We start from the raw sequence: 25,833 nt of genomic DNA, 5'->3' as shown, positions 1-25,833 counted from the left end.
CTGTAGATAAGAGTGTGTCTTATTTACACTAAGTAATGAAAATAAATTATAGTCTAATAAAGAGATGAGTTTAATTATCGATGTTCATGCGCGTCAAATTTTGGATTCGCGCGGTAACCCTACAATTGAGGTAGATGTTACTACACAAAATGGTTTTGTTGGTCGTGCAGCTGTTCCTTCAGGTGCTTCAACAGGTGTTCACGAAGCAGTAGAATTGCGCGATGGCGACAAATCAAAATACTTGGGTAAAGGTGTTTTGAAAGCTGTTGAAAATGTAAACACCAAAATAGCGAAAGCTTTGGAAGGCGTGGATGTTTTCGAGCAAAATGCCATCGATAAAATCATGATTGATTTAGACGGTAGTGAAAATAAAGGTAATTTAGGTGCAAACGCTATCCTTGGTGTTTCTTTGGCTGTAGCAAAAGCAGCTGCACAAGAGTCACGTCAACCTTTGTACCGTTATATTGGTGGGGTCAACGCAAATACATTGCCTATCCCAATGATGAACATCATCAACGGTGGCTCTCACTCTGATGCGCCTATCGCATTCCAAGAATTTATGATCATGCCAGTAGGTGCTCCTTCTTTTTCTGAAGCATTACGTTGGGGAACAGAAGTATTCCATACCTTGAAAAAAATCTTACACGATAGAGGTCTTTCTACGGCTGTAGGTGACGAAGGTGGATTTGCGCCAACGTTTGAAGGAACAGAAGATGCAATCGAGACTGTATTGAAAGCGATTGAAATTGCAGGTTACAAACCGGGGCAAGACATCTGTTTGGCATTGGATTGTGCTTCTTCTGAATTCTACAAAGATGGTAAATATGATTATGCTAAATTTGAAGGCGATAAAGGAGCGGTACGTTCTAGCGAAGAACAAGCAAGCTATTTAGCAGAATTGACAGCTAAATACCCAATTATCTCTATCGAAGATGGTATGGCTGAAGATGACTGGACAGGATGGAAAACATTGACTGACAAAATTGGTGATCACGTTCAATTGGTAGGTGATGATCTTTTCGTAACAAATACAAAACGTCTTCAACAAGGTATAGATACCCATACTGCAAACTCTATTTTGGTAAAAGTAAACCAAATCGGTTCATTGACTGAAACGATCAACGCGGTTACTTTGGCGCAAAATTCTGGTTACACTTCAGTAATGTCTCACCGCTCAGGTGAAACCGAAGATGCAACGATTGCCGACTTGGCAGTTGCGCTAAACTGTGGCCAAATCAAAACAGGTTCGGCTTCCCGTTCTGACCGTATGGCTAAATACAATCAGTTGTTGCGTATCGAAGAAGAATTGGGTGGTAATGCTCGCTTCATCGGCAAAAACTTTAAATATGCAAAAAAATAGGTTTATCCTATCATGCGAATAAAACAAGGCCTAATCTGTAGATTAGGCCTTGTTTTTTAATTTAGTTTTATCCTGGAAAGGAGAATAGGAATTACAATTTAATGGATTGTATCCCTTCTACTTCGATCATGACTATGATTGTATTTATGTATTCTGTTCCATTTCATGAGTACCTCATTTTTGAACCACAGCTGATATTCTTCATTATATGCATTTTCATAGGTTATCAATTCCATTACCGAGTCGTCATTCAGACGGTCTGCGCCAGCGACTCTATATTGCTTTCCCATGGTATTGATCACTTCTTGTTTGCTCATACCCAGCTTTATTTTTTTTATGTTTGAGTCTGTTTCCATTATAGCTCGTTGGGCACCGCATGATAAGAAGACCAGTAAGATAAATGAGAATGCTGCAAATATTTTTGCCATAGATATAAAATTAAAATAAGGTATTTCCTGTTGCTTTATTCGGGTATTTGAGATTGAGATCAAATGTTTCATTGATTTTTTTGATAAAATGAGTCGCAAGCAACGGCGATTCAATCTCGACATTCTGATGGATAAAAAAGTACAGTTTCTGTAATCCATTATCCCGCCAAAGTTTTAGCACTTCTATCCAATTGTCCAAGCGTTCGTAATCCGAGGGATGATTGGCGCCCACATACCTCACAAAAGCGACCGGGCTGGTGAGGCGCATATGAAGCATGTCTCTTCTTCCGGCCGTATCTACCAATACATTGGTCACGCCGGTCTCCTCCAATAACGTATAGAGTTCTTTTGTTACTTCAGGTTTTGAAAACCAGTCTTTATTTCGGACTTCCAATGCTAATGGGACATCCTTCGGCCAGTCGTGTAAGAATAGTTTTAAACGGGCCATATCTTTTGGATTGTAGTTGTCATGCATCTGCAGAAATACCATGCCTAACTTTTCGTCAAATTGGACAACGGCATCTGTAAATAGTTTGACCTTATCCGTTGCATTCAGCAATCGGCTGAAATGACTGATGGACTGTGGGACTTTTGGGAAGAACTTAAAGTCTGCCGGTGTTTTCTGTTTCCAGGTTTCTACCTGCTCTCGGCTGGGTGAGCTGTAAAATGTCGCATTCAGTTCGATACTGTTAAACTGATTTGCATAGTAGACAAGTTCGTCTTTCGTCCCCTTTGGATAAAAGCCCTTTAAATCTTGTTTGTTCCATTTTGCGCAGCCAACATACACTTCAAATGGTTCGTCGTTTTTGAAATGCTGCAAAAGGGTTAAGGTCTCTTTTGGAGTAGGTGGTAGGGTGAAATCTACCTCTTCGGGATGATCTACTTGGCCAAATTTCATATTGTTTTTTTTCTTAATTTATGATCAAATAATACATGTGCGAGCAATGCCAATAGTGTATACATGGTTCCAACGGCTATTACACCGGGCCATTGGAAGTGTTGCCATGCCTGTGCTGCAAAAAAGGTGCCTGTTGAACCGCCAATAAAATAGCTGACCATATATACAGTGTTCAGGCGGTTGTTGGCGCCGAGGTTCAGCGCGTAAAAATCACTTTGGTTTAGGATATGCATGGATTGCAGTCCAAGATCAATAAGAATAACTCCAATGATTAACCCCCAATAGTAATTTCCGAATAACGCAAAGAGCAGCCAGCTAAATACCATTAATAAGATAGCATACAGGATAATTTTAGCGGTACCTATGAATACGGTCGCCCGATTGACAAAAGCTGCAGCAAGAGCGCCGCAGGCGCCGACAAGGCCAAATGCTCCGGCGGTAGCCGGTCCGTCAAAAAATGGCGGACCTTCGATGTGGAAAACCAACGTCGTAAAGAAGGCCGAAAATGCACCAAATCCCATGGCTCCGCGAAATGCGGCAAGTTGTAGTACCGGTTGTTTTCTGGCGAAGTTCCATACGGAAAGCATCAATTCTTTATAGGCACCCTTAAAGTTCGGAGCTACCTCAGGAAGCTTAACGGCGATAGTCAATGCCGTGACCACCATGACCCCAGTAGCGATCCAGTACATTTCGCGCCACCCAAAGTAAGAGCCGACAAAACCACTGACCACACGCGATAATAAGATGCCGATCAATAATCCGGACATCACCATGCCTATCGCAGCGGCTTGTTTCTCCTTTGAGGCAAGCTCTGCCGCCATTGGTACAAAAACTTGTGGTATCACCGATGTAAAACCGATCAAAAAGCTGAAGATTAGGATAGAAACAATGGAATGGGAGAGGGCCATTCCGGCCAAAGAAAGAATAATAAAGATAAAATCAATCAAGATCATTTTCTTTCTTTTGAACATATCCCCCAATGGGACAATCAACAATAGGCCGCAGGCATAGCCGATTTGTGTCAGCATGGCCGAATTACTTACGGTAGCTTCACCAACATCCAGATCCTTTGCAATCAGTCCCAATAATGGCTGATTGTAATAGTTGTTGGCAACAACCAAGCCAGTGGCGATGGTCATCAGCCATAAGGTTGCCTGAGATAATTCTGTTTTGGAATCAGTTGTATTCGTCATTGATTAATGTAGTTCGTCCCACAAATCCTGAAATTTTTGCTTTAAGGCAGCGACCTCCTGTTCGAGTTGTCCAACACGTTCCAAGAGCGCCTGATCTGCGACAGTGGCATGTGAACTGCTGGCATGTTCAAAAGCTTCCAGATTTACCTCGCCAAGCAGGTGAATATACCGCACCTCTTTATGACCGGCTTGTTTTGGAAGGGATTTCAGGTACCCTCCTTGCGACAGCTTTTCCAATTGTTCAGTAATTTCACTCAATGATTCGAATTCGTAGAGCCTACCGGCGCTTGAATTAATTTCACCCGCCGTTAGCGGTCCGCGCAGCAGCAATAGGCAAATGATAGCCAGTTCGGATGGTACTAGCGGAAATTGTATGGCAAAATTGTGTTTATACTTGGTTACCCTGGATCCACCACCGATGACGGTTGAAATCAATCCTCTCTTTTTCAGGATGTCCAGTGTATTGACGATGTCTTCTTCGCTATATTGAACTACAGGCTTGCGGGAAGTTTTTTGATTGCATGCAGCCTGTAAGCTGTTGATAGTCATGGGATAATATTCAGGGGTCACCTTTGATTTTTCAATCAGAGAGCCTAGGACACGCTGTTCCATTGCAGACAATTGAGGCAGATTAGTCGTTTCCATGTTATTTTTGATGTATCTATTTATGATCGAATTATAAGTTTAATGCCAAACGGTGCCCGACATCAACTTAAGGTTTTGTTCTTATCCAAAGATGCCCTTTTTCCCATACAACTCCAAAATATCTGATTGATATTGTTGGATAAAATGGGATTGCTTTAGTTTTTCTTATCTTCGCATGAATAAAATAAGATTTAAAGTGCTCAAGATAGCTTTTCATCCCGAATTTATCCATCCGGTCAAAGAAGGACATCGTTTTCCGATGTTAAAGTATGAGTTGATCCCGCTGCAGTTAAAGCATGAAGGATTGGCCAATGAAACTAATTTTTTCAGACCTGAACTGGCAAGTTTTGAGACCTGTTGTCTGGTACATGATCCGGCCTATGTGGCAAAACTGTTCGATTTGACCCTGGATCCAAAAATGGTGCGCCGGATCGGATTCCCCTTAAGTAAGCGCTTGGTAGACCGTGAACGCTACATTTTGGATGGGACCATTCAGGCTGCCTGTTATGCCTTAAAATATGGAGTGGCTTTTACGGTTGCAGGTGGAACACACCACGCGGGTTATGATTTTGGTGAAGGTTTTTGCCTGCTGAACGACCAAGCTACTGCTGCAGGTTATTTATTGCAACATAACCGGGCAGATCGAATCCTTATTATTGATCTGGATGTCCATCAGGGAAACGGAACGGCAGATATCTTTGAAGGGCACCAACAGGTGTTTACCTTCTCGATGCACGGCGAGAAAAATTATCCCTTTATCAAGCAGCGTTCACACTTGGATATTGGACTCGCTGAAAATATAACTGATAAAGAATATTTGGAGATCCTGAATAAAAATCTGCTGGAATTATTTGATCGTATCCGGCCTGATTTTGTTTTTTATCAGGCAGGTGTGGATATCTTAGCAACAGATAAACTAGGCAGATTGAATTTAAGTCCAGCGACCTGTGCACGAAGGGATGAACTCGTACTGGGCTTATGTCATCAGCTGCATATTCCTGTTCAGGTAAGTATGGGCGGGGGGTATTCGCCCCGGATCAAAGATATTGTCAATGCACATTGCCAAACATTTAAAATAGCAATAGATTTATATCATTTATAAAATAAGAATATGTTTTTTCACCAAGACGCAACTTTTGAAGCATTATCCATACACCGTGTAGGAAACAAAGCACAGGACGAGTTTTATATCCTGTCAGACGCCCCTGTATCCCTCGAGGGCGATGAAGTATTACCTGGACTTTTGATGCAGTATTTTATGAGTCCCTTTGCTAAAGTGAACGAAGTATATCGTCTATATCATCCCAATGATGAGCTGGACCTGAACGAGGTATTCTATTTTGTTCGCCAGTACTTTAAAGAGCAGTTACCCTTTCATGATTTTTCCCAGCAGATTTCGAAGCATCTGTATGAGGTATCCAGCCACCCCAAGATTAAAGCAGGAGAGGTGTATGTGGTAGCGATAAAAAATGTACAGATTGAAGGCGAGGAACACGACGCGATCGGCATATTTAAATCGGAAAACAAAGAGACTTACCTAAAAGTATATCCTGAACAAGGTGCGTTCACCTTAGAATATGAACAGGAAGCGATTAATATCAATAAGTTGGACAAAGGCTGTATCATTATCAATGTGGAGGAAGAAGAAGGTTATAAGGTTCTTGTGCTGGATCAAACCAATAGACAGCAGGAAGCCGTTTATTGGAAAGATGAGTTTCTGAAACTGCGCGTGCGCAATGACAATTTTAATCAGACCGGAAATTACCTGAAGGTCTATAAGAATTTTGTTCAGGAGAAACTCGATGAAACATTTGAACTTGAGAAAGCCGATAAGATCGATCTGATGAACAAGTCAATGAACTACTTTAAGGAAAAGGAAACTTTTGTTCAGGAGGAATTTGAGGAGGAGGTATTGGGTAATCCCCAGGCTATCGCCCTGTTCCAGGATTATAAAGCAGGGTTTGAAGATGAATTTGATTCACCCTTCCAGTCGAGTTTTGAAATAGCAGACAAGGCGGTCAAAAAGATGGAATCTTCTTACAAGTCCGTGCTGAAATTGGATAAGAACTTTCATATCTACGTGCATGGAAAACGGGAATATCTTGAAAAAGGATTTGATGAAGATAAAGGGATGAACTATTATAAGGTCTATTTCGAAAACGAAAGTTGATGATTTATGGTAAAGCGTAACAAAATTGCTATTCTTACTTTGGTATTATTCATTGGGCTGCTATTCTTCTTATCGCTGATCGAAAGCAATAGTTCATGGATCGAAGCTTTTTATGCGCAGGGATTTTACAGGTTTTACGGCTATATTCCGAAGTATATTTTTGGCTATATTCCTTTTAGTGTGGGGGATATTTTTTATACTTTCGCGCTTATTTTTTTATTTTATCGGCTGGCCAATCTCATCCGAAAAGTATGGCATAGAAAATGGACCGATGCAGGCCGAGCTTTTTTATTTTTGCTAAACCTGTTGTTTGGACTCTATATTTTCTTTTATATCTCCTGGGGATTAAATTATTACAGGAAGCCGATCAGCATAAATACCCAGCTGAAGGTCGATAGCTTGCGGCTGGCGGATTACCTCATGGTGCTTGACGAATACCTGGATAGTACAAATGCTTTACGGGGACAGGTGGACCCTGCACTGTGGGGCCAAAGGAAGGATCATATGCGGGAAGATCTGGCGACCTGGGTGAAAAAAGATACTACATTTTCTTCTTTTTTGTCTGGCAGTCAGATCAACGCCAAATCTCCATTAAATAGCAGGATCGTTTCTTATTTTGGTGTTTCGGGCTATTTTAATCCGTTCACACATGAAGCGCAGGTCAATTATGCTATGCCAGCCCTATCTTTTCCGTTTACGTATGTGCATGAGCTTGCCCATCAACAGGGGGTAGGTTTTGAGGATGAAGCCAATTTTATCGCTTTTGTTCGCTTACAGCATCATCCACAGGCTTTTTATCGTTACTCAGCGTATTTGCAGACAACGCTTTATATGCTTGGCGAACTTCGTGGCATGTACCCGGAGCTTTCTAAAGTGTATCAAATCAAATTGAGTAAGCCAGTACTGGAAGATGTGGCGGCGGAGCGTTTATTTTGGAGCAATTATACGGGCTGGATTAACGACTTGATGGGGCTGTTTTACAACCAATACTTAACACATAACAATCAAAAAGAGGGAATTGCAAGATATGATCGCATGACGAGATTGGTGCTCGCTTATGAACTCAAAAAGAGAGGTTGTCATTGAAGTTTATCTAAAAATGAATAACTAAAAAAACAGCATCAGCCTTAAAGATGCTGTTTTTTATATACATTTCGCTTGTCCTATTGAGTCGAAATCAGTTCAAAGGAACCTTCCGTGCCTGCACTACCAGAGTAAATCTGTCCCTGTGGCAATCCCCGGAGACCTGTAGGCGCAGTTTTAATGCGGTCATAAATGTTTCTTAGGTCTGTGTTTGCATTGACAGCCCTACCACCCGCTACGACATCTGCATAGATGTAATTTGGTGACTTCTTGTCTGTTGTCTGTGGTTTTATACTTCCCGTAGCCAAGGTAACCTTGACTTTACCACCATTTCCATTGGGAAATGTTTTTGTGCCATTAAAAGCATCATCACCTTTCGCAATAATATACAATGATCCTAGTTTTTGAAAATTGGCATTGATATCAAAGTTGGCGCCATTATTCTTCCCGTCTGTACCATAGAAAGTCGCCTTGTTACCTATTTCCGCATAACCTACGGTGATTTTAACATTTTTCTTTCCATAAAAGGAAAGTGTAGCGTTATCCTTCATAATCAATGTGTCGATATGAATAACGGCTGTGGAATCTTTGCTGTCAATATTTTTCTTGGCTTTTTTTCCAATTTCAAGTTTAGAAAAATGCTGTGTCTCCTGCGCTTTACCGACAAAGGTAAATGCGAAGCAAAAAAGAAAGCCTAAAATAAGTTTCGATTTCATAAAGCTTTAATTATATGTAACTAATTAATAGTTTGACAATTGAAAGCCCAAAGAGTTTAATTTTTACCCAGATATTTTACAATTAACTTAGCTGTTTTTTCTGAGGCGCCGGGTGAGCCAAGTTTCTCTGCCAGGATATCGTAATTTTCCATCACACTCGCCCGATGCGCTTTATTGTTTATGAGTTCGCCCACTTCATAGGAAATATCATAAGCTGTACAATCATCCTGAATAAGCTCGCGTACGGACAGAAAATTATTAATCAGATTGACCAGGGATATAAACTTTACTTTTACCACAAGCTTTGCTATCCAGACAGATATCAGATTAGCTTTGTAAACCACAACCTGTGGAACTTTCAATATCCCTGTTTCAAGGGTTGCCGTGCCGCTAGTGACTACGGCAGCTTCCGCATTATTGAGGATATCATAAGTTTGATTGAAAAGAACGGGAATATCAATACCCTTCAAAAATTGCTTGTAATAAGATTCGTCAAAATTTGGAGCACCGGCAATGACAAACTGATGAACAGGAAAAAAATAGGGTAGTTCGGCCATGATCGGCAGAAGTTTAATGATCTCCATCTCCCGGCTGCCCGGTAATAAGGCAATAAGCGGTTTGTCTGTAAAACCGTTTTCTTCCCTGAATTTCGGATTAAAAGGATACGTTGAAATCGCATCTAATAGGGGATTGCCTACGTAATCGACCGGCATACGCCATTTTTTATAGAAATCCACTTCAAAAGGTAGGATACAGAACATGTGATCAACAATTTTTTTGATCTTTTTTACGCGGCCCTGATTCCATGCCCATACTTTTGGTGAAATATAGTAACATGTTTTGATCCCATGTTTTTTTGCAAATTCAGCAATTTTCAGATTGAAACCCGGAAAATCGATGAGTATGACTGTATCGGGCATTTCTTTTAGAAGATCACTTTTTACCGCTTTCAAATTTTTGGATATCTTACCCAGATTTTTCAAAACTTCCACAAAACCCATAAAAGCCATTGCTGAGGTATGTATCAATGCTTTTTCTCCTGCCGCTTCCTGCATTAAATCTCCACCTACAATGTTGAAGGTCGCGTCGGGATCTTCATTTTTAAGCGCTTTGATCAGATTGGCACCATGTAGGTCGCCTGATGTTTCACCTGCAATAAGATAGTATTTCATAGAAAAGTGATTATGTATTGGCGCAGTTTTTCATCGGTAAAAATGAATCCATTGCACCCGGTTTGTTATTTAATGCCTATATGGAAGAAACAGTATTTTTTTACCAGTATTTATGCCTTCCATTCGGGCTATTTAATAGCATGTTGTTTTGACTTGTTAAAGATAATATTATTCTAAAGATATGATGAATTTGAGGGCATTATTCCATATCTTTAATTAACGATGTTTAACTTCGGAAGAAAATATCGGTAGTCTGAAAGCTAAATAGTATTTTTGTCCTATGCAACGATTATGGTCTTTAATAAGAAATAAGTATTTATTAGCCACTTTGGCTTTTTTGGTGTGGATGTTATTTTTTGATAGAAATGATTTTGCTACGCAATACAGCTACCAAAAGCAAAAAGCTAATTTGGAAACCGAACGCTCTTTTTACCTGAAAGAGAATGCAGCCATTATAAAGACGATTAACGATATCCGGTCCAACCCACAGGAAGTGCAGCGTATTGCCAGGGAGAAATATAAAATGAAAAAGGAGAATGAAGATATCTACGTCGTATCTAAAGTCGCTCCCCAAGAAAAGCCTTAAATAAGAAAGACCATCATAGAAATACGATGGTCTTTTTTTGTATATAGAAAACGGGGTATTTTTAATTTGCAGCTTGAGCTACCAAGCCTAGGTACAAAGGCTTTTTCTCGTCATTTGCCTTACCGATCAATATCAATGAATAATAGTAATTTTCTACCAGTTTGATATCTTTGCGTGTTGCAATTGTTTTTCCGGCTTTATCTTTGGCAATGACATCAAAAGTGCCACTTTTTTGCGCGATGAATCCTTGGTGGGCAGTAGCTGAATTTTGTGTTTCTTTCGCCCTATTCGTCCATTCTGTTGGAGAAGTCTGACTGCCAATCTGAAGGGATACCTGATCTGTTCCCTCCGCAAGATTAAAGAAACGTAAACCGGATTCCGTGTTTTTGATTTCCTTGTTAATTTTATCTGTTGTAATTACCTGAACAGGCTTCTCTTTGGTACCGTAAACAAATGAGGTGTATATCGTGCTGTCTTTGATCGTAACTGTTGTGTCAACAAGGATATTGTTATATTCCGCAGAAACGGCTATTTTTCTTGCTCCGGTGAATAGGCCAACTATAGGTCTATAGCTTTTAAATTCCATGGGATAATTGGGATTTTGTAAAGGGCCCCCATCGGCGTAATAGATGACTGCATTAGCGTCACTGTAGCCATTGACCATTGTAAAGAGAGCCGCTGGAATTCGTTGGTCATCGTCATCTTTCAAACAGCTGGATAGTAAGAATGTTGCTAAAGCGATGGCAATAAAATTAAATAATCTATAGTTTTTCATAACCGTGTAATATTAAAATCTATTTTTTGTGTAAACACATTGCGCTTGTGTTGTCTATTATACGGTGGTGACATACACTTTGCTACAGTTAGCTGTAAAAATAATAAAATTGGGGTTTATTTTAATATAATGGCTATCTCCGAAGATATTTTTCTCAGCAACCATTCCCAAAGCGCTGTCGAATATAGTTGGTATTTGAGTGGACTTTGGTCCGCGTTTGTGCTTTCATTTAAAAAAGGCACAGGCTTTGTTAATTAAAAAATATTGATAATTTTGAGTTATGAACGGTAGAATCAAAAAGATTGCAACAGGTATGTTTGAGCGCTTTAGACATCGTAAAATTACGGAAGCGGAGTTGTCACAGGCGGAATCTAAGGCAAAAAATCTAGGAAGCTATGTTGGCGATTTTAAATTACTGATCGCCATGTGCAAGGATGCAATTACTGGTAAGTTTAAAATGAACAGCTGGAATCTATCCATTATTATCGGGACTATTATTTATGTGGTTTCCCCGGTAGATGCAATTCCGGATTTTATTGCCGTAGGTGGTTGGTTAGATGATGTTGCTATTGTTGCCTATGCAATCCGGAAGCTTTCAGAAGAAATAGAACGATATAAATTAGAACGACTGGGCTGGCAGGCCAACAAATAAAAAAAGCTACTTTTTAAAAGTAGCTTTTTTTATGAAGTAGTAAGACTATTCTTAATGTTTGAAATGTCTTACACCAGTAGTTACCATTGCAATGCCTTTTTCATTGGCCATATCAATGGATAATTGATCTTTGATGGAACCGCCTGGCTGCAAAACGGCTGCAATACCTGCATTTGAAGCGATCTCTACACAATCTGGGAAAGGAAAGAAAGCATCTGATGCCATTGAACAACCTTGTAGGTCAAAACCAAATGAAACTGCTTTTTCAATTGCTTGCTTTAAGGCATCAACCCGTGATGTTTGCCCAACACCTGATGCTAACAAGGTGCCATTTTTGGCAAAAACAATGGTATTTGATTTAGTATGTTTTACAATTTTATTGGCAAAATATAAATCTTCCAGTTGTTCAGCTGTAGGTTTTACTGTGGTTACGGCGACCATTTGCTCAGGCGCTTCAATTGTGTTATCCTTATCTTGAAGAATGACACCATTCAATAAAGTTTTGAATTGTTGAGCAGGTAATTTTACATCTTTACGCACTAGGATAATTCTATTTTTCTTGGCCGTAAGGATAGCAATTGCTTCCTCCGAATAAGCAGGTGCGATTAAGACCTCGAAGAACAAATTATTGATCTCCGTTGCTGTTGCGCCATCCACTTCACCGTTAGTAATCAAAACCCCGCCGAATGCTGAAACAGGATCACATGCCAAAGCATCGATCCATGCTTGTTTGATTGTTGGGCGAGAGGCCACACCACAAGCGTTTGTGTGTTTTAGGATAGCAAATGTAGGTTCCTGAAATTCGTCAATTAAAGCAACGGCAGCATCCACGTCAACAAGATTGTTGTAAGAAAGCTCTTTTCCATTTAATTTGTCGAACATGTTGTCCAAGTCACCAAAGAAAATACCTTTTTGATGCGGGTTTTCACCATATCTCAATACTTGAGCTTTTTGTTCGGATTGTTTAAATACTTCAATTGGGTTTTCTTGGTTGAAATAATTGAAGATTGCAGTGTCATAATGAGATGATGTGTTGAAAGCACGTTTTGCAAATTCTTTACGTTGCTCCAAAGAAGTATTGCCTTCTTGATTCGCTAGCATCTCTTCAAGTTCTTTGTAGTCATTTTTAGAAGAGATAATCACAACGTCATTAAAGTTTTTCGCTGCAGCACGAATTAATGAGATTCCACCAATGTCAATTTTTTCGATGATATCTTGTTCAGCAGCTCCGGATGCAACAGTTTCTTCAAATGGATACAAATCCACGATAACTAAATCGATCTCTGGTATTTCATACTGAGCAAGTTGCTGTTGGTCCGATTCAAGCGGACGGCGTGCCAAAATTCCTCCGAAAACTTTTGGGTGCAAGGTCTTAACACGGCCTCCTAAAATCGAAGGATAGCTTGTCAAGTCTTCAACAGGAACGACAGGTATACCTAAATCTTTGATAAATGTTTCTGTCCCTCCAGTGGAATAGAATGTAACACCGTATTTGTTTAATAATTCAACTAAAGGAGCTAGGCCGTCTTTATAATAGACTGAAACCAAAGTATTTTTAATCTTTACAGGATGGTTCATTATGATGGATTTGTTTCGTGGCGCAAAGATAAGAATTTAAAGTCTTGATGTCAATAAATCAAGCACTTTTAAATAAAGACGGGCGTATGTCCTCATACGCCCGTCTTTAGTGTATTATACTAAATTGAGTTTCGCTTTCAATTCTTCAGAAATCTGATTGGTAATGTCCCAAATCGGTTCAGGTTCGTCAGTATTGTTAAATATAACTTGATCACAAGAATCCTGAAATGGCAATAAATACTCGTTATATGAAGGAAGCACATGGTTTACCCATTTGTACATGACATCATCTTCAAAATAACCACGTTCGACCAAATCACGATGTAGCCTTCTGCGGAGGGCGATATCCTGATCTGCACTCAGGAAGATCTTGTGGTTAATAAGCGCGTTGATTTCTGTATAGTAGAAAATGAATAACCCTTCGATAATCAGTATGGGGGCTGGCTTGATCTCTAATATTTTTGGAGTTAGCGAAGGATTATTAAAGGTATACTCTTCTTTATAAATCGTCTCTCCATTAAAAAGTGCTTTGATATCGGTATAGAAAGCTTCTCTGTCTATGGATGTTGGGATATCAAAATTATAGAGTCTATTTTCCTCTTGTGTCTTTGTATTGGCAGGGATATAATAGTCATCTTGAGAAATCAAGGTAGCTTCATTGGTTTTAAAATGTTTCAAAAAACTATTCAAAAAAAATGTTTTTCCAGAACCACTACTTCCGGCAATCCCTATGACATACGGTTTGTTATTCATTCTTGTTTCGCGCTGCAGGAGCTATTTTTATTTTAATTAATTTTCTAAAGGTAATCCGTAGGCGATTTCTACCTGAAAACGTTTATCCAGTGCACCAATACTTGCCGCTGCGGACTTTGATAACACTACAATGGCATTTTGGTTTTCGGCATTATCATTAAATTTTCCAACGACTTTCGCATAGGTTACGCTTTTTGTCATCGGGTTGGTGATTTTTAAGATCGTTCCGACGGGTGCACTTTTGTGGAGTGCGAGGTTGCTTGTGCCTTGGGTAGACAAACCATCAATCCATACGCCAATCCCCCGCTCGGATTTTTCGCGTATCCCGTAACGGTTTGTTGAAATTTGATTTTCTTCTTTATCGTCATCGTTTGTGGAATCGGGCGCAATAATTTCGATTCCTTTAGGTTCAACCAATTTTGGTCTTTCCGGTGGCAGTGGCTGATTCGGAATCATTAATTTCATTCCACCGCTTATGATGTTGTTTTTGAGGTTATTGGCTTTTTTGATATCTTCAACAGTAATACTAAACCTCTTGGATATGGCATATAACGTTTCTTTTTCACCAACAATATATTCTGTGAACCCCTGTTGTGGGTTACGCGGATTCTGCTGTGCAGTGTTACCTGTGTTTTTATTTACTGGAGGAGCAGGTTTTCGTCCAGTGGGGACTTTAACAATCTGTCCGAGGCTTAATGTGCCATTACCATTTATCTGAGTGAGCTGACCTACCGTTGTTTTGTACTTCTTGCTGAGCTGATAATAATTATCGCCTTTTTCGATCTTGAAAAGGACAAATTCTTCGCCGTTGATTACCTCAGTACCGACGGAGTCGGGAACAGCATTTACACGTAATGAAGTGCGATTTTTCGCTTCGACTTGTTGAATTGATAGCATTGAAATCGATAAAATGACTACCTTTTTATATGTATTTAATTCGAATAATAGTTTCATATATTTTGCAATTATACTAAATACGAAACAAACTCCCGTTTATTGTCTGTCAAAAGGAATATTTGTTTGTTAACAAGAAAATAGATGTTGAAAAATTTTAATGGTAACTGATCGACTGCAATTACAGCGTCAATTAACCGCTCTTTTGTTGATTGCACTATCCGGATTTGATAGTGATTAGCTGTGTTTTTTTCATAGAAAGCCCAAATAAAATAGTCATCCAATGCACTGATCCAAATTTCGCCATCGGCGCTGAAATCTGTCAAAAATTGGGGAATTTGACCATTGTAAATTACTGGGTAGACTATTTGGTTGTCAAAAGGTTTAAATGATTCCTCTTTTTTGTTTTCAATGGACATTGTTTTTAAATCTAAAAACAACTGCATTCCTTGTTCGATCATTTTGGGACGAAGTAGTATTCCTCCATTGACCATTTCAACAAAAAGATAATTAAACCAGGTTTCTTGCTGATTTGGCTGATAACAGTCAATGATCTGTACACCTGCATCAATGGGTGAATTACTGGAGATCTTTTTTAAAATAAGCTTCTGACATTGAATTCCTGCAAGCACCCACTCTTTGCTTATTGCCTGGAAGTCTTGAAGTACATCGTTTCCTTCGAAAGTAATGACATTGAAATAGGGGCGTGTGTCTGCTGGATTCCTGGTCTCCACAGCAATCAATCTACTTTCAGCATCGATTTCGATCCGCCAGATGGGATAGGTAAATACGGCATTGAATGCTTTTGAGATTGTCTGATTCGTCATGTGATTTTCAACCAAGAGGACAAATTTACTAAAAGCTTTTAAATTATGGTTGTCGGGATTGTAATAAATAAAAAACGTCCAGGTTAGCTGGACGTTTTTTTCTGAGATGAATCTCTTAAAATTTAGAACCGATTGTCAAAACGACATTTGTTCGTTGATTTTTTATATCCGCAACCGGGCTGGCAGCATTCCAATAGTTTTCGTCAATGACATAAGGACTTTCCTTGTAATTGATGGCATTGTAAGCTCCTGTCAAATCAATATACATACCACGGCCAAGTTTAGCACCTATACCCAACGAAGCCGTATAGTTTGTATAATCTGCATTTTTGTAAGGATTGCCACTGTAATTAAAACCAGCTCTGCCACTAAACACGTTATCAAATAAAACTTCACCACCAATGCGCGCATTGAACGCACCTTGATAAGAGTCTTTTATCTTTTGGTTCATTTCCTGTTCCAAAGCTTTATTATATGCGCCGGGATCTTTAAATCGCATCGCCGCATAATCTACCCATTCTACATCTGCGGTAATTAATCCTCTGGAGAATACCTGACTGGCACCTAAGGAGAGCTTGTATGGGGTATTCATATTGTACTCGAGGTAGCTATGCCCTGCATCATCGCTGGTACGGTATTCTTTAAAGGACTTATCTTCATTCGGTTTAAAATAACGGAATTCGGAATTGCTATAAGACTCGTCTCGGATGCTCATGAATGTCGGAGATTTCGCTGTAAAGCCCATACTAAAGGTCGGTGTAAATTTATAGATTACACCTAACTTGAAATCCACCCCTGTACCATCCGTCACTTGTGCATAGTCATCATATAGCTCATAATCCTTGTCCAGCATCTCGCGTTTTTTAGCATATGCTGCCTCCGGTTTTAAATATTCAGAGTCTTTATTGATTTTTGTCAGTTGGTCAGCGGTCATCGTTTGACCGTATTCCGTAAACCAACTTGAGTTGTCGTAACTAAAAGCAGTAAAACCTAATGCAGCTCCCAAGTATAATTTGTTGCTATAGTTGGCACCAAAAGATAATACAGATTCTGATTTACTTCCCTTTTCTAAGATGGAATTGACTTGATTAAAACCATCTTTTCCATCATAATTACCGAAGCTCGTAATAGGGAAATAGTTTCCTTTGTTGTCGGGATCCAAATCATCAAACAGCAGCGAATTATTATAAACTTCCTGTCCCCAGCCTTTCATCCCGCCGGGTGAAGATAGGCGGTCAGAATAGGCATCAGTAATTGAACTCGTATTATTGACACCTCTATACTCTAAGAGGTTGTTATAGACATAATTTCGGTTGTAGGCTATACCAACATTGAAATTCAGCCAGCCTCGCTCCAGGTTTCCGCCATTTCGGTAAGTAGGTAAATGAAAGACGATGCCGGCATTATCCAGGTTGAAATTATTTTTGCTGCTATTCGAATTTTGGCCGAAATAATCTGTTTTATTTTTATTGTTAAGGTATCTGCCTGTTACGGAGACATCGGATTGATTGAAGTAACCTAAGCCTGCCGGATTTCCGGTAATTGAGCTAATATCACCACCTAATGCGGTAGATGCGTTTCCCATTGCTTTGAAGCGAGCAGTACCGCCATTGTCCCCTTGGGAAAACAAAAGTACATCTTTCGTATATTGTGCTTGGGCAGTTCCCGCTGCACCTAGTAAAAATGCAGTTCCAAAAAGTAATTTTTTGATCGTCATAAGCTAAAATATCGTCTGTAATAAGCAGTAGCACACAGGATTATGTATGCTACTGTAATTTGTTTTTTATCACTAGCGTGTACGTCCACCGCTGGATCTTGAGCTTCCGCCGCCACCGGAGAAGCCGCCGCTGGATCTTGAACTTCCACCTCCGGAGAAGCCACCACTTGAGCGTGATGAACCGCTATCATAACTTCTTGTTGGCGGAGTATAGGATGGTCTAGAAGTTGATCCCGGATTGCTTGAGCGCGTTTCCATCGAACGGCTCATTGGACGGGAAACTTCACCTGAGCTTGTCCGTGTTCTGGAAGTACCACTGGAACTCCGCATGCTTGGGTATGTTCCATTTGTTCTGTCTGAGCTCCGTGTTCTGCCACCATCGGGATATCCGCTTCTTGTAGAGATACCATTTGAAGTTCTCGTTCTGCCGCCTGTTCTATCATAAGAGGAACCACGTGAGATAGAACCGTCAGAATTCCTTGTCCTACCGCCGCTAGTCCGGCCATTGGAAACGGCCGTAATACGTCCCCTGGAATCCCGGGCAACACCGGTACGATCATAAGTTCCTGAAGTTCTGGTACGGGAAGATGAAGTACGGACATTGTAATTGTCTCTATAGGATGATCGCGAAGAAGCATAACGTGGTCTTGAGTTACCCCAATAGCCACCGCCCCAATAACCATTGCCATACCAGCCAGAACCCCAGTATCCGCCGCCATACCAGCCACCCCAAGGGTAATAACCACCATACCAAGGAGATCCCCAGCCCCAGCCAGAACCCCAGCCCCAGCCTAAACCGATAGACCATGAAGAACCCCAGCCCCAACCTAAACCGAAGGAAGGGCCATATCCATACATCCCACCGAATCCATAACCATACCATGGATCGAAGAATGGATCAAAGTAGGTCATTCCCGGAGAGGCATAATAGAATCTGTTTATCCGATTTGCATATTCAAGATCTTCATAAGAATCGTTGTTGTAATCCTGATCTGAATATTCGTCGTCGTAGTAACCGTCTTGAGTCTGTCCTCCTTGTTGAACCTGATCCGCATCTGTGTAATAGTAATCTGGACTTTGATAGACTTTTTGTCTAGCCTGTCCATTATTGCCATAGACATCGTCGCCATAGATTTGCCTACTTGTACCGCAGGAACCTAACATAAATGCTCCTGTCATGGCAAGTGCTCCGATAAATAATCTATTTTTTTTCATAATATCCTAAATCGTTATTTTCGATTATACAGCCTTATTTACTATCTTAGACGCAAATTTCTCGACGGGGTTTAATCGAAGTAATCAAAAATACAAATATTTTTTATTGAACGCTTTTTGTATTGGAAATACAGACGAGATTTAACGTAATAATGTTACAATAATTTATCAATTTCATATGAGTAAAGGAATAACAAGTCGTGCAGAAGATTATTCGCAATGGTACAATGAACTTGTGATCAAAGCTGATCTGGCTGAAAATTCAGCTGTACGAGGCTGTATGGTGATCAAACCATACGGATATGCTATCTGGGAAAGAATGCAAGCAATCTTAGACAAAAGATTTAAAGAAACAGGCCATAGCAACGCTTACTTCCCTTTATTCATTCCCAAGTCTTTTTTTTCTAAAGAAGCTGCCCATGTGGAAGGTTTTGCCACTGAATGTGCGGTGGTCACTCACTATAGATTAAAAAACGATGGTACAGGTAAGATTGTGGTCGATGAGGATGCAAAGCTGGAAGAAGAGCTGATTGTACGTCCGACCTCTGAAACGATTATATGGAATACCTACCGCGGCTGGATCGAATCGTATCGGGATCTGCCAATTTTGGTTAACCAATGGGCAAACGTGGTTCGTTGGGAAATGCGTACGCGTCTTTTCTTGCGTACAGCTGAGTTTTTATGGCAAGAAGGGCATACTGCACACGCAACCAGCGAAGAGGCTATTGCCGAGACAGAACGTATGCTCGATGTCTATGCAGAATTTGCGGAAAATATTCTGGCTGTACCTGTTGTACGTGGCCGCAAAACCGAAAACGAACGTTTTGCCGGTGCCTTGGATACCTATTGTATCGAAGCGCTTATGCAAGATGGCAAGGCGTTGCAAGCCGGTACATCACATTTTCTTGGACAAAACTTTGCGAAAGCTTTTGACGTGAAGTTTACGTCTAAAGAAGGAAAACTGGAGCATGTATGGGCGACCTCTTGGGGGGTTTCTACCCGTTTGATGGGCGCTTTGATTATGGCGCACTCGGATGACCAAGGATTGGTATTGCCTCCAAAATTAGCACCAATTCAGGTTGTTATTGTTCCGATTTTTAAAACTGATGAAGAAAAGGCACAGATTGACGCATTCGTGAACCGGTTAACAGATGAGTTGAAGGTAAAAGATATCTCGGTGAAATACGATGATCGCGATACGCAGCGTCCGGGCTTTAAATTTGCGGAATGGGAATTGAAAGGTGTGCCTGTGCGTGTTGCTGTTGGTGCAAGAGATATGCAAAATGGAACCGTGGAACTGGCACGTCGTGATACCCAAACAAAAGAAACGGTGGCGCAGGAAGGATTGGCTGGAAATATTGAACAGCTCTTGCATGCAATACAGGAAAATATTTACCAAAAAGCGTTGGATTTTAGAACTTCCCATTTTACTGAAGTAAATTCTTACGATGAGTTTAAAGAAGTGCTGGAAGGTAAAGGTGGATTTATTTCTTGTCATTGGGATGGAACCACAGAAACAGAAAAACGTGTGAAAGAGGAAACAAAGGCAACAATCCGTTGTATTCCTTTGGACGCCAAAGAGGAGGAAGGTGTTTGTATCTTTACGGGCAAACCTTCCAGCAGACGCGTTTTATTTGCAAAAGCTTATTAATCTTTTGATCTTATGCGGATACTCATTTTAGGATGCGGATGGCTGGCAGAATCGTTTGCCATGGATATGAAACATCAAGGACATGAGGTCTGGGCAAGTACCACACAATATGAAAAATACCATCGGCTTAAAACTGATGGTATTTTTTCGTTTATTGCTGACTTTGACAACGTTAGTACATTGCCCGACATGCTTTTTCCGAACAAATTCGACTTTGTATTAAATAGTATTCCTGCTAGCCAAAAAAATAGTCTTTCTGGTCTAGAAAAGCGTTTTTCGAATGTTTCAAGATTTCTTGAAAATATTCAATGGACCAAACAGCTGTTTCTGAGTTCTATCGGAATTTATCCGGATAAAGATGCAGTTTACCATGAATTGAATGCTGATGGAATCGAGTTTTCCGAAAAACTCCTTTTAGCGGAGCAATTGATGTTGCAGCTACCGAATACCTATATATATCGCCTTGGTGGGTTATTTGGTAAAAATCGAATTTTCGCCAAGTATTTTGCGAATCGTGTCTGTAGCACAGGCGAACAGTTTGCGAATTTTGTTCATAGCGATGATGCCGTACGTTTAATTACTTTAGCTACCGTAAAAGATTTCAGTCACCGCATTTACAATGTAGTTGCACCAATGCACCCTAAGAAAAAGGAGGTTATATTGGCTTCTGCACAAAAATATGGCTTCGATTTGCCCATAAAATTTGAAAAAGGGGATTCTTTTCAGAAAGTAGTCAGTGGAAGCCTGCTGCAAAAGGAATTGGATTATCATTACATCCGGCCCGATCCGCTAGATTTTTAAGTGTATATAAAACGGCAAACACTTATCTTTTTCGAATAAACTTAAATTTGCACAATGGGTGTAAATAATTAAATAATTTCATTATTTTAACGTCAGTTCTGCTAGAGAAATTCGTATAGAATAGTTGTCCACTAAAATTTGGATAGTGATGTGGAGTATATTTTAGATATACAGCACTATTCATATGAGTAAATCACTAGTGAATTTAATATTTTAGCGCATATAAAGAGCCATGACAAACGTAGAACGACATCAATATATTTTAAAGCAATTAAAAGAAGTGGGTATAGTCCAGGTAATTGATCTCTGTGAGGAACTGGGGGTATCTTCTGTTACCATACGAAAGGATCTGACCCTATTGGAGGAAAGCGGTCTACTTTTTCGCACCCATGGTGGAGCGACACAATATAATCCGTATACAACGGACCGAACGGTATTTGAAAAGGAGAAACTTCGCTCCGATGACAAAAGCAGAATAGGGAAGAAGGCTGCTGAGATGATCGAAGAGAATGATTCGATTATTATTGCCTCCGGTACAACCATGCAATCGTTGGCCAGACAGATTGTACCTAAGGGGAATATCACCGTGGTAACTTCAGCGTTGAATGTAGCCATGGAATTGATTAAATACCCGTCGGTTGAAATTATGCAGATGGGGGGCACTTTGCGAAAAACGTCTACTTCCGTCACTGGAAAATATGCTGAGAATCTATTGCATGATTTTTACTGTAGTAAATTGTTTTTAGGGGTGGATGGGATAGATCTAGAATATGGTGTGTCGACTTCCAGTGCACAGGAAGCCCAATTGAATCGTATCATGATAGATACTGCCCAGAAGGTTGTTGTCCTTGCTGATTCCTCTAAATTTGGAAGACGTAGTTTTGGGCGGATCTGTGGATTTGATAAAATTGATGTATTGATTACGGATGATAAAGTGAGCGCCGGATTTGTTGAGTCGCTGGAAAAATCTGGTGTTCACGTTGTTGTTGTATAGCTTGCTTTCCGGTGGCGGTGGATTGGAGCAATAGGGGCTATAGGCCCATAAACAGAAAGGCTTACTGACATCGTCAGTAAGCCTTTCTGTTTATGGGTAATTTATCGTTAACCGAGTGCGGGTTCTTGCTGACTCAGGCAGTGAAAACTTCCCAGTCCCCAGATAATGTCCACTGAATTGATCCCAATAACTTTTCGTGATGGAAAACAACCCTGGATGATATCCAATGCTTTCTGATCATTAGCATCATCAAAAATAGGCACGATGACGACATCATTTGCGATATAGAAATTAGCGTATGATGCCGGAAGCCTAGTGTCCTCATAGATTACTGGTGCAGGCATTGGAAGTTCGACAATATGAAGTGACTCTCCATTTAATAATTTGAAAGAACGGAGCGTTTCCAGATTCTCCTGTAAGATCGCATAGTTTTCATCTTCAGGATTTTCTTCGACAACGGTTAAAACTGTATTTTCATTTACAAAACGGGTAATGTCGTCAATATGGCCATCTGTGTCGTCACCAATGATTCCGTCGCCCAACCACAGCACCTGCTCTTGCCCATAGAATTCTTTGAGATATGTCTCAATTTGCTCTTTTGTAAAATTAGGATTTCGGTTTTCATTGAGTAAACATGCTGTTGTTGTCATAACAGTTCCGGCGCCATTGAATTCGACAGAACCACCCTCCATGACGATATTAGGTGTAAATAGAGGAAGGTCAAACTCTTTGGCTATACGCGTAGGGACAACATCATCGAGATCGAAGGGCGGATATTTGCCTCCCCAGGCATTGTATCCCCAGTCAACAACTGCTTTTGCGCCCGAAGTTTGATTGATAAGGAAAGCAGGGCCATGATCTCTACACCAAGCGTCGTTGGTTGGATTAAAATAGAATTCAATATTGCTAAAATCTACTGTTATTTTTTTTAGTTCTGCGATCGCAAAAGCCTTCATGTCTTCGTTCGCGACATTGATTCTGACTTTCTGTCCAAACGCAACAGCTTTAATGAATTCGCAATAAGGTTTGTATATGGTTTCAATTTTCCCAGGCCAAGATTCCTCTTTATGCGGCCAGCTCAACCACAACGCTTCTTGTTTTGCCCATTCAGGGGGAAATGAAAAACCTTGTTTTTTTGGAGAATTATTAAAATACGCCTGTGTGAAAGTGCTTTCTTGTTCCATGCTTTAAAATGTAAAAAGCCATTTTAATTCGTTCTTCCGTATGAATCACAAAATTAAAATGGCCAATATGATTTGCTATTAGTCTTCGTCAATAAAACGTTTGGTGATCGGAGAATAGGTTTCTATTCTGCGGTCACGTAGAAAAGGCCAATGTTTTCTAAAATAATCAGATTCACTTAGATCCAGTTCGACGACTTCAATTTCTTCTTTGTCATGGGAGGCGAGGTATAATATCTTACCCTGTCCATTTGTCACAAAGCTACCGCCCCAGAATTTCATGGCGCCATTCTGTTCAAATCCGACACGGTTGACGGATACCACAGGTACGCCATTTGCTACAGCATGGGAACGTTGGATGGTTTGCCATGCGTTGTATTGATCCTTGTTGGTTTCTTCATCCTGATCTGTCGCCCAGCCGATTGCCGTTGGGTAGAAAAGAATTTCTGCACCCATTAATGCGGTGATCCTGGATGCTTCGGGATACCATTGGTCCCAACAGATCAATATGCCGATTTTGCCAAATCTTGTTTTGAATACTTTATAACCCAGGTCGCCCGGCGTAAAATAGAATTTCTCGTAAAATGCCGGATCATCAGGGATATGCATTTTACGGTATTTGCCTAAATAGGATCCGTCAGCGTCCAACACAGCCGTCGTATTATGATAAAGGCCTTCAGTTCTTTTTTCAAATAATGAGGCGATAATAACGACTCCTGCTTCTTTCGCAACAGCGGATAGGGCGTCTGTAGACGGACCCGGGATAGATTCAGCTAGGGCGAAATTGTCATAATCTTCGACATCGCAGAAATATAAAGAAGTAAAGAGTTCTTGCAGACACACAATTTGCGCACCTTTTGCAGCGGCTTCTTTTACTTTAGCGATTGCTTTTTCGAGATTCTCTTGTTTGTTTGCGGTACAGCTCATCTGTACAACTCCAACTTTTACTTTGCTCATTCCTTAATGCTTATTTAATTCAGGCACAAAGATACTATTCTTAATTTAGATTTGATTGTTGGGAAAAACAAAAAAGAGCTCTTAAAGCTCTTTTCGTAATCTTGCGACGGGTATGTTTAATGCTTCCCGATATTTTGCCACGGTTCGGCGTGCGATATTGTAACCCTTCTCTTTAAGAATTTCGGTTAATTTCTCATCGGCCAATGGTTTGCGCTTGTTCTCTTTGGCAATGCACTCTTCCAGTATTTTTTTGACCTCTTTATTCGAAACTTCCTCACCGGAATCAGTTTGGATTGCCTCGGAGAAAAATGATTTTAACAGGAATGTTCCAAATTCAGTTTGTACATATTTTGAATTTGCCACACGGGAAACGGTCGAGATATCCATGTCGATTTTATCGGCGATATCCTTTAATATCATCGGTTTCAATTTGCGGTCATCACCGCTAAGAAAATAATCGTATTGATATTCCATGATGGCATTCATGGTTTTGAGCAAGGTTTGTTGACGCTGTTTGATTGCATCAATGAACCATTTGGCCGAATCAAGTTTTTGTTTGACAAACTGTACCGCTTCCTTCATTTTTTTGTCCTTTTGATCGGATTTTTCGTAATGCTCAAACATGTGCTGATAGTCACGGCTTATGCGGAGTTCGGGCGCATTACGTCCATTCAGGGTCAGATGAAGGATGCCATCGTTGTTGCTGATATGAAAATCGGGAATGATATGAAGCTGTTTGCCAGCCACTGCTCCTGAATCACCTGGTTTTGGGTTAAGCTTTAGGATTTCATTCACCACATTTTTCAAATCTTCAGACGAAACTCCCAGAGATTTTTCGAGCTTATCATAATGTTTTTTTGTGAATTCATCCAAATAATTGGCAACGACTTTAATTGCCAGTTTTATTGTAGGGTTGTTAATGTCTTTTTTTTGTAGTTGAATCAAAAGACATTCCTGGAGATCTCTGGCGCCAATCCCTGCAGGTTCAAAATCCTGGATTACTTTTAGCATATCCAATACCTCATGCTCTTCGGTCATGACATTTTGACCAAAAGCCAGGTCATCTACTAAATTTATGATCGGACGTCGCAGGTAACCATCGTCGTCCAGACTTCCGATAATTTGTTGGCCGATTAAAAAATGCTTATCGTCCAAAGCCAGAAGGTCTAGCTGTTGTTGCAGTTGTTCGTAGAAAGAGTGCTGGATGGCAACTGGCATTTCTTTTCTGTCTTCGTCATCATCACCGTAATCATACCCATTTCCATAATCTTTGTAATCGTCCTCTTGTATATAGTCCTCCAAACTGAAATCATCTGAATCGAAACCTTCTTCGTTATCAAAATTGTCATCCGGATCTTTATCCGGATATTCTTCGATTGGATCGGTCATATTAGTCAAGCTACCATCTTCTAATGCAGGATTTTCTTCTAATTCTTCTTTTATTCTGGCATCTAATGAAACTGTTGGTACCTGCAACAATTTAATAAATTGAATTTGTTGTGGCGACAGTTTTTGTAATAGCTTTTGTTGTAATGTCTGTTTTAACATGCTAATAGTTGACTAGTTTACATCTAAATTTAAGCAAAT

Annotated in this window: 25 protein-coding genes; 9 read left to right on the top strand and 16 right to left on the bottom strand. The window is 40.2% G+C overall.

Annotated elements, in window-relative coordinates:
* Positions 1–64: 64 nt before the first annotated feature.
* Positions 65–1,360 (top strand): phosphopyruvate hydratase, encoded by a 1,296-nt coding sequence (gene eno, locus DCO56_RS03480; protein WP_108632339.1) that lies wholly within the window; start codon positions 65–67, stop codon positions 1,358–1,360.
* 98 nt (positions 1,361–1,458) lie between these two features.
* Here the strand turns inward: eno and DCO56_RS03475 are convergent, their stop codons facing one another.
* From DCO56_RS03475 to DCO56_RS03460, 4 genes are all read right to left on the bottom strand, one after another.
* Positions 1,459–1,677, bottom strand: coding sequence for a hypothetical protein (locus tag DCO56_RS03475; protein ID WP_146190968.1), 219 nt, complete (start codon positions 1,675–1,677; stop codon positions 1,459–1,461).
* 121 nt (positions 1,678–1,798) lie between these two features.
* Complete coding sequence (locus tag DCO56_RS03470; RefSeq protein ID WP_108632337.1) at positions 1,799–2,686, bottom strand: DUF72 domain-containing protein; 888 nt, start codon at positions 2,684–2,686, stop codon at positions 1,799–1,801.
* Positions 2,683–3,879, bottom strand: a complete 1,197-nt coding sequence (locus tag DCO56_RS03465; RefSeq protein WP_108632336.1) for an MFS transporter — start codon at positions 3,877–3,879, stop codon at positions 2,683–2,685. Before DCO56_RS03465 ends, DCO56_RS03470 begins: the two co-directional genes overlap by 4 nt.
* A 3-nt stretch (positions 3,880–3,882) precedes the next feature.
* Positions 3,883–4,524: a YceH family protein gene (locus tag DCO56_RS03460; protein ID WP_108632335.1), complete on the bottom strand. Its 642-nt coding sequence runs from the start codon at positions 4,522–4,524 to the stop codon at positions 3,883–3,885.
* A gap of 175 nt (positions 4,525–4,699) precedes the next feature.
* Between DCO56_RS03460 and DCO56_RS03455 the strand changes: the two genes are divergently transcribed.
* Genes DCO56_RS03455 through DCO56_RS03445 form a run of 3 tightly spaced genes read left to right on the top strand, consistent with a single transcriptional unit; the run spans position 4,700 to position 7,780 of the window.
* Positions 4,700–5,626, top strand: a complete 927-nt coding sequence (locus DCO56_RS03455; RefSeq protein WP_108632334.1) for a histone deacetylase family protein — start codon at positions 4,700–4,702, stop codon at positions 5,624–5,626.
* A gap of 9 nt (positions 5,627–5,635) precedes the next feature.
* On the top strand, positions 5,636–6,694 hold the full coding sequence (locus DCO56_RS03450; RefSeq protein ID WP_108632333.1) for a nucleoid-associated protein: 1,059 nt from the start codon (positions 5,636–5,638) through the stop codon (positions 6,692–6,694).
* A gap of 6 nt (positions 6,695–6,700) precedes the next feature.
* On the top strand, positions 6,701–7,780 hold the full coding sequence (locus tag DCO56_RS03445) for a DUF3810 domain-containing protein (protein WP_108632332.1): 1,080 nt from the start codon (positions 6,701–6,703) through the stop codon (positions 7,778–7,780).
* Positions 7,781–7,857: 77 nt separating this feature from the next.
* Here the strand turns inward: DCO56_RS03445 and DCO56_RS03440 are convergent, their stop codons facing one another.
* Both DCO56_RS03440 and lpxB read right to left on the bottom strand, forming a co-directional pair.
* A complete protein-coding gene (locus DCO56_RS03440; RefSeq protein WP_108632331.1) occupies positions 7,858–8,493 on the bottom strand; it encodes a hypothetical protein in 636 nt (211 codons plus the stop codon).
* Between the two features lie 56 nt (positions 8,494–8,549).
* Positions 8,550–9,665 (bottom strand): lipid-A-disaccharide synthase, encoded by a 1,116-nt coding sequence (gene lpxB, locus DCO56_RS03435; protein WP_108632330.1) that lies wholly within the window; start codon positions 9,663–9,665, stop codon positions 8,550–8,552.
* A gap of 280 nt (positions 9,666–9,945) precedes the next feature.
* Between lpxB and DCO56_RS03430 the strand changes: the two genes are divergently transcribed.
* Entirely contained in the window at positions 9,946–10,251 is a 306-nt protein-coding gene (locus DCO56_RS03430) for an FtsB family cell division protein (protein ID WP_108632329.1), read from the top strand.
* Between the two features lie 61 nt (positions 10,252–10,312).
* Here the strand turns inward: DCO56_RS03430 and DCO56_RS03425 are convergent, their stop codons facing one another.
* The gene (locus tag DCO56_RS03425) at positions 10,313–11,026 is read right to left on the bottom strand and encodes a DUF4397 domain-containing protein (protein WP_108632328.1); all 714 of its coding nucleotides are present in this window, start codon (positions 11,024–11,026) and stop codon (positions 10,313–10,315) included.
* Between the two features lie 280 nt (positions 11,027–11,306).
* On the opposite strand from DCO56_RS03425, the gene DCO56_RS03420 reads away from it, so the two are divergent.
* Entirely contained in the window at positions 11,307–11,678 is a 372-nt protein-coding gene (locus tag DCO56_RS03420; RefSeq protein ID WP_108632327.1) for a YkvA family protein, read from the top strand.
* 51 nt (positions 11,679–11,729) lie between these two features.
* Here DCO56_RS03420 and purH read toward each other — a convergent pair whose 3' ends face one another.
* From purH to DCO56_RS03390, 6 genes are all read right to left on the bottom strand, one after another.
* Positions 11,730–13,256 carry a bifunctional phosphoribosylaminoimidazolecarboxamide formyltransferase/IMP cyclohydrolase gene (purH, locus tag DCO56_RS03415; RefSeq protein ID WP_108632326.1) on the bottom strand — a complete coding sequence of 509 codons (1,527 nt, stop codon included), beginning with the start codon at positions 13,254–13,256 and terminating at the stop codon, positions 11,730–11,732.
* Between the two features lie 114 nt (positions 13,257–13,370).
* Positions 13,371–14,009 (bottom strand): uridine kinase family protein, encoded by a 639-nt coding sequence (locus DCO56_RS03410; RefSeq protein ID WP_108632325.1) that lies wholly within the window; start codon positions 14,007–14,009, stop codon positions 13,371–13,373.
* 36 nt (positions 14,010–14,045) lie between these two features.
* Entirely contained in the window at positions 14,046–14,963 is a 918-nt protein-coding gene (locus tag DCO56_RS03405; protein WP_108632324.1) for a LysM peptidoglycan-binding domain-containing protein, read from the bottom strand.
* Positions 14,964–14,974: 11 nt separating this feature from the next.
* Positions 14,975–15,730 (bottom strand): hypothetical protein, encoded by a 756-nt coding sequence (locus tag DCO56_RS03400; protein WP_108632323.1) that lies wholly within the window; start codon positions 15,728–15,730, stop codon positions 14,975–14,977.
* Between the two features lie 115 nt (positions 15,731–15,845).
* Positions 15,846–17,447 carry an OmpP1/FadL family transporter gene (locus tag DCO56_RS03395; RefSeq protein WP_108632322.1) on the bottom strand — a complete coding sequence of 534 codons (1,602 nt, stop codon included), beginning with the start codon at positions 17,445–17,447 and terminating at the stop codon, positions 15,846–15,848.
* Between the two features lie 72 nt (positions 17,448–17,519).
* Positions 17,520–18,662 carry a hypothetical protein gene (locus DCO56_RS03390; RefSeq protein ID WP_108632321.1) on the bottom strand — a complete coding sequence of 381 codons (1,143 nt, stop codon included), beginning with the start codon at positions 18,660–18,662 and terminating at the stop codon, positions 17,520–17,522.
* Between the two features lie 178 nt (positions 18,663–18,840).
* Between DCO56_RS03390 and proS the strand changes: the two genes are divergently transcribed.
* From proS to agaR, 3 genes are all read left to right on the top strand, one after another.
* The gene (proS, locus tag DCO56_RS03385; RefSeq protein ID WP_108632320.1) at positions 18,841–20,313 is read left to right on the top strand and encodes a proline--tRNA ligase; all 1,473 of its coding nucleotides are present in this window, start codon (positions 18,841–18,843) and stop codon (positions 20,311–20,313) included.
* Positions 20,314–20,325: 12 nt separating this feature from the next.
* Positions 20,326–21,114, top strand: coding sequence for a Rossmann-fold NAD(P)-binding domain-containing protein (locus DCO56_RS03380; RefSeq protein WP_108632319.1), 789 nt, complete (start codon positions 20,326–20,328; stop codon positions 21,112–21,114).
* Between the two features lie 232 nt (positions 21,115–21,346).
* Positions 21,347–22,108, top strand: a complete 762-nt coding sequence (agaR, locus tag DCO56_RS03375) for a transcriptional repressor AgaR (protein ID WP_108632318.1) — start codon at positions 21,347–21,349, stop codon at positions 22,106–22,108.
* A 107-nt stretch (positions 22,109–22,215) separates the two neighbouring features.
* On the opposite strand, the gene DCO56_RS03370 is transcribed toward agaR, so the two are convergent.
* From DCO56_RS03370 to rpoN, 3 genes are all read right to left on the bottom strand, one after another.
* Positions 22,216–23,292 (bottom strand): agmatine deiminase family protein, encoded by a 1,077-nt coding sequence (locus DCO56_RS03370; RefSeq protein WP_108632317.1) that lies wholly within the window; start codon positions 23,290–23,292, stop codon positions 22,216–22,218.
* A gap of 78 nt (positions 23,293–23,370) precedes the next feature.
* Entirely contained in the window at positions 23,371–24,246 is an 876-nt protein-coding gene (locus DCO56_RS03365; protein WP_108632316.1) for a carbon-nitrogen hydrolase, read from the bottom strand.
* An 81-nt stretch (positions 24,247–24,327) separates the two neighbouring features.
* A complete protein-coding gene (rpoN, locus tag DCO56_RS03360; RefSeq protein WP_108632315.1) occupies positions 24,328–25,794 on the bottom strand; it encodes an RNA polymerase factor sigma-54 in 1,467 nt (488 codons plus the stop codon).
* Positions 25,795–25,833 lie beyond the last annotated feature (39 nt).

This window comes from Sphingobacterium athyrii (assembly GCF_003071065.1).
In the GTDB taxonomy this organism is placed as follows: Bacteria; Bacteroidota; Bacteroidia; order Sphingobacteriales; family Sphingobacteriaceae; genus Sphingobacterium; species Sphingobacterium athyrii.
The sequence above is the reverse complement of the archived record's forward strand: the minus strand, read 5'-3'. Positions and strand labels throughout refer to the sequence as shown.

What these genes read in the sequence shown, in the direction of transcription:
- eno (WP_108632339.1), top strand. Translation starts at nt 65, where the DNA reads ATGAGTTTAATTATCGATGTTCATGCGCGTCAAATTTTGGATTCGCGC.
- DCO56_RS03475 (WP_146190968.1), bottom strand. Translation starts at nt 1,677, where the DNA reads ATGAGCAAACAAGAAGTGATCAATACCATGGGAAAGCAATATAGAGTC.
- DCO56_RS03470 (WP_108632337.1), bottom strand. Translation starts at nt 2,686, where the DNA reads ATGAAATTTGGCCAAGTAGATCATCCCGAAGAGGTAGATTTCACCCTA.
- DCO56_RS03465 (WP_108632336.1), bottom strand. Translation starts at nt 3,879, where the DNA reads ATGACGAATACAACTGATTCCAAAACAGAATTATCTCAGGCAACCTTA.
- DCO56_RS03460 (WP_108632335.1), bottom strand. Translation starts at nt 4,524, where the DNA reads ATGGAAACGACTAATCTGCCTCAATTGTCTGCAATGGAACAGCGTGTC.
- DCO56_RS03455 (WP_108632334.1), top strand. Translation starts at nt 4,700, where the DNA reads ATGAATAAAATAAGATTTAAAGTGCTCAAGATAGCTTTTCATCCCGAA.
- DCO56_RS03450 (WP_108632333.1), top strand. Translation starts at nt 5,636, where the DNA reads ATGTTTTTTCACCAAGACGCAACTTTTGAAGCATTATCCATACACCGT.
- DCO56_RS03445 (WP_108632332.1), top strand. Translation starts at nt 6,701, where the DNA reads ATGGTAAAGCGTAACAAAATTGCTATTCTTACTTTGGTATTATTCATT.
- DCO56_RS03440 (WP_108632331.1), bottom strand. Translation starts at nt 8,493, where the DNA reads ATGAAATCGAAACTTATTTTAGGCTTTCTTTTTTGCTTCGCATTTACC.
- lpxB (WP_108632330.1), bottom strand. Translation starts at nt 9,665, where the DNA reads ATGAAATACTATCTTATTGCAGGTGAAACATCAGGCGACCTACATGGT.
- DCO56_RS03430 (WP_108632329.1), top strand. Translation starts at nt 9,946, where the DNA reads ATGCAACGATTATGGTCTTTAATAAGAAATAAGTATTTATTAGCCACT.
- DCO56_RS03425 (WP_108632328.1), bottom strand. Translation starts at nt 11,026, where the DNA reads ATGAAAAACTATAGATTATTTAATTTTATTGCCATCGCTTTAGCAACA.
- DCO56_RS03420 (WP_108632327.1), top strand. Translation starts at nt 11,307, where the DNA reads ATGAACGGTAGAATCAAAAAGATTGCAACAGGTATGTTTGAGCGCTTT.
- purH (WP_108632326.1), bottom strand. Translation starts at nt 13,256, where the DNA reads ATGAACCATCCTGTAAAGATTAAAAATACTTTGGTTTCAGTCTATTAT.
- DCO56_RS03410 (WP_108632325.1), bottom strand. Translation starts at nt 14,009, where the DNA reads ATGAATAACAAACCGTATGTCATAGGGATTGCCGGAAGTAGTGGTTCT.
- DCO56_RS03405 (WP_108632324.1), bottom strand. Translation starts at nt 14,963, where the DNA reads ATGAAACTATTATTCGAATTAAATACATATAAAAAGGTAGTCATTTTA.
- DCO56_RS03400 (WP_108632323.1), bottom strand. Translation starts at nt 15,730, where the DNA reads ATGACGAATCAGACAATCTCAAAAGCATTCAATGCCGTATTTACCTAT.
- DCO56_RS03395 (WP_108632322.1), bottom strand. Translation starts at nt 17,447, where the DNA reads ATGACGATCAAAAAATTACTTTTTGGAACTGCATTTTTACTAGGTGCA.
- DCO56_RS03390 (WP_108632321.1), bottom strand. Translation starts at nt 18,662, where the DNA reads ATGAAAAAAAATAGATTATTTATCGGAGCACTTGCCATGACAGGAGCA.
- proS (WP_108632320.1), top strand. Translation starts at nt 18,841, where the DNA reads ATGAGTAAAGGAATAACAAGTCGTGCAGAAGATTATTCGCAATGGTAC.
- DCO56_RS03380 (WP_108632319.1), top strand. Translation starts at nt 20,326, where the DNA reads ATGCGGATACTCATTTTAGGATGCGGATGGCTGGCAGAATCGTTTGCC.
- agaR (WP_108632318.1), top strand. Translation starts at nt 21,347, where the DNA reads ATGACAAACGTAGAACGACATCAATATATTTTAAAGCAATTAAAAGAA.
- DCO56_RS03370 (WP_108632317.1), bottom strand. Translation starts at nt 23,292, where the DNA reads ATGGAACAAGAAAGCACTTTCACACAGGCGTATTTTAATAATTCTCCA.
- DCO56_RS03365 (WP_108632316.1), bottom strand. Translation starts at nt 24,246, where the DNA reads ATGAGCAAAGTAAAAGTTGGAGTTGTACAGATGAGCTGTACCGCAAAC.
- rpoN (WP_108632315.1), bottom strand. Translation starts at nt 25,794, where the DNA reads ATGTTAAAACAGACATTACAACAAAAGCTATTACAAAAACTGTCGCCA.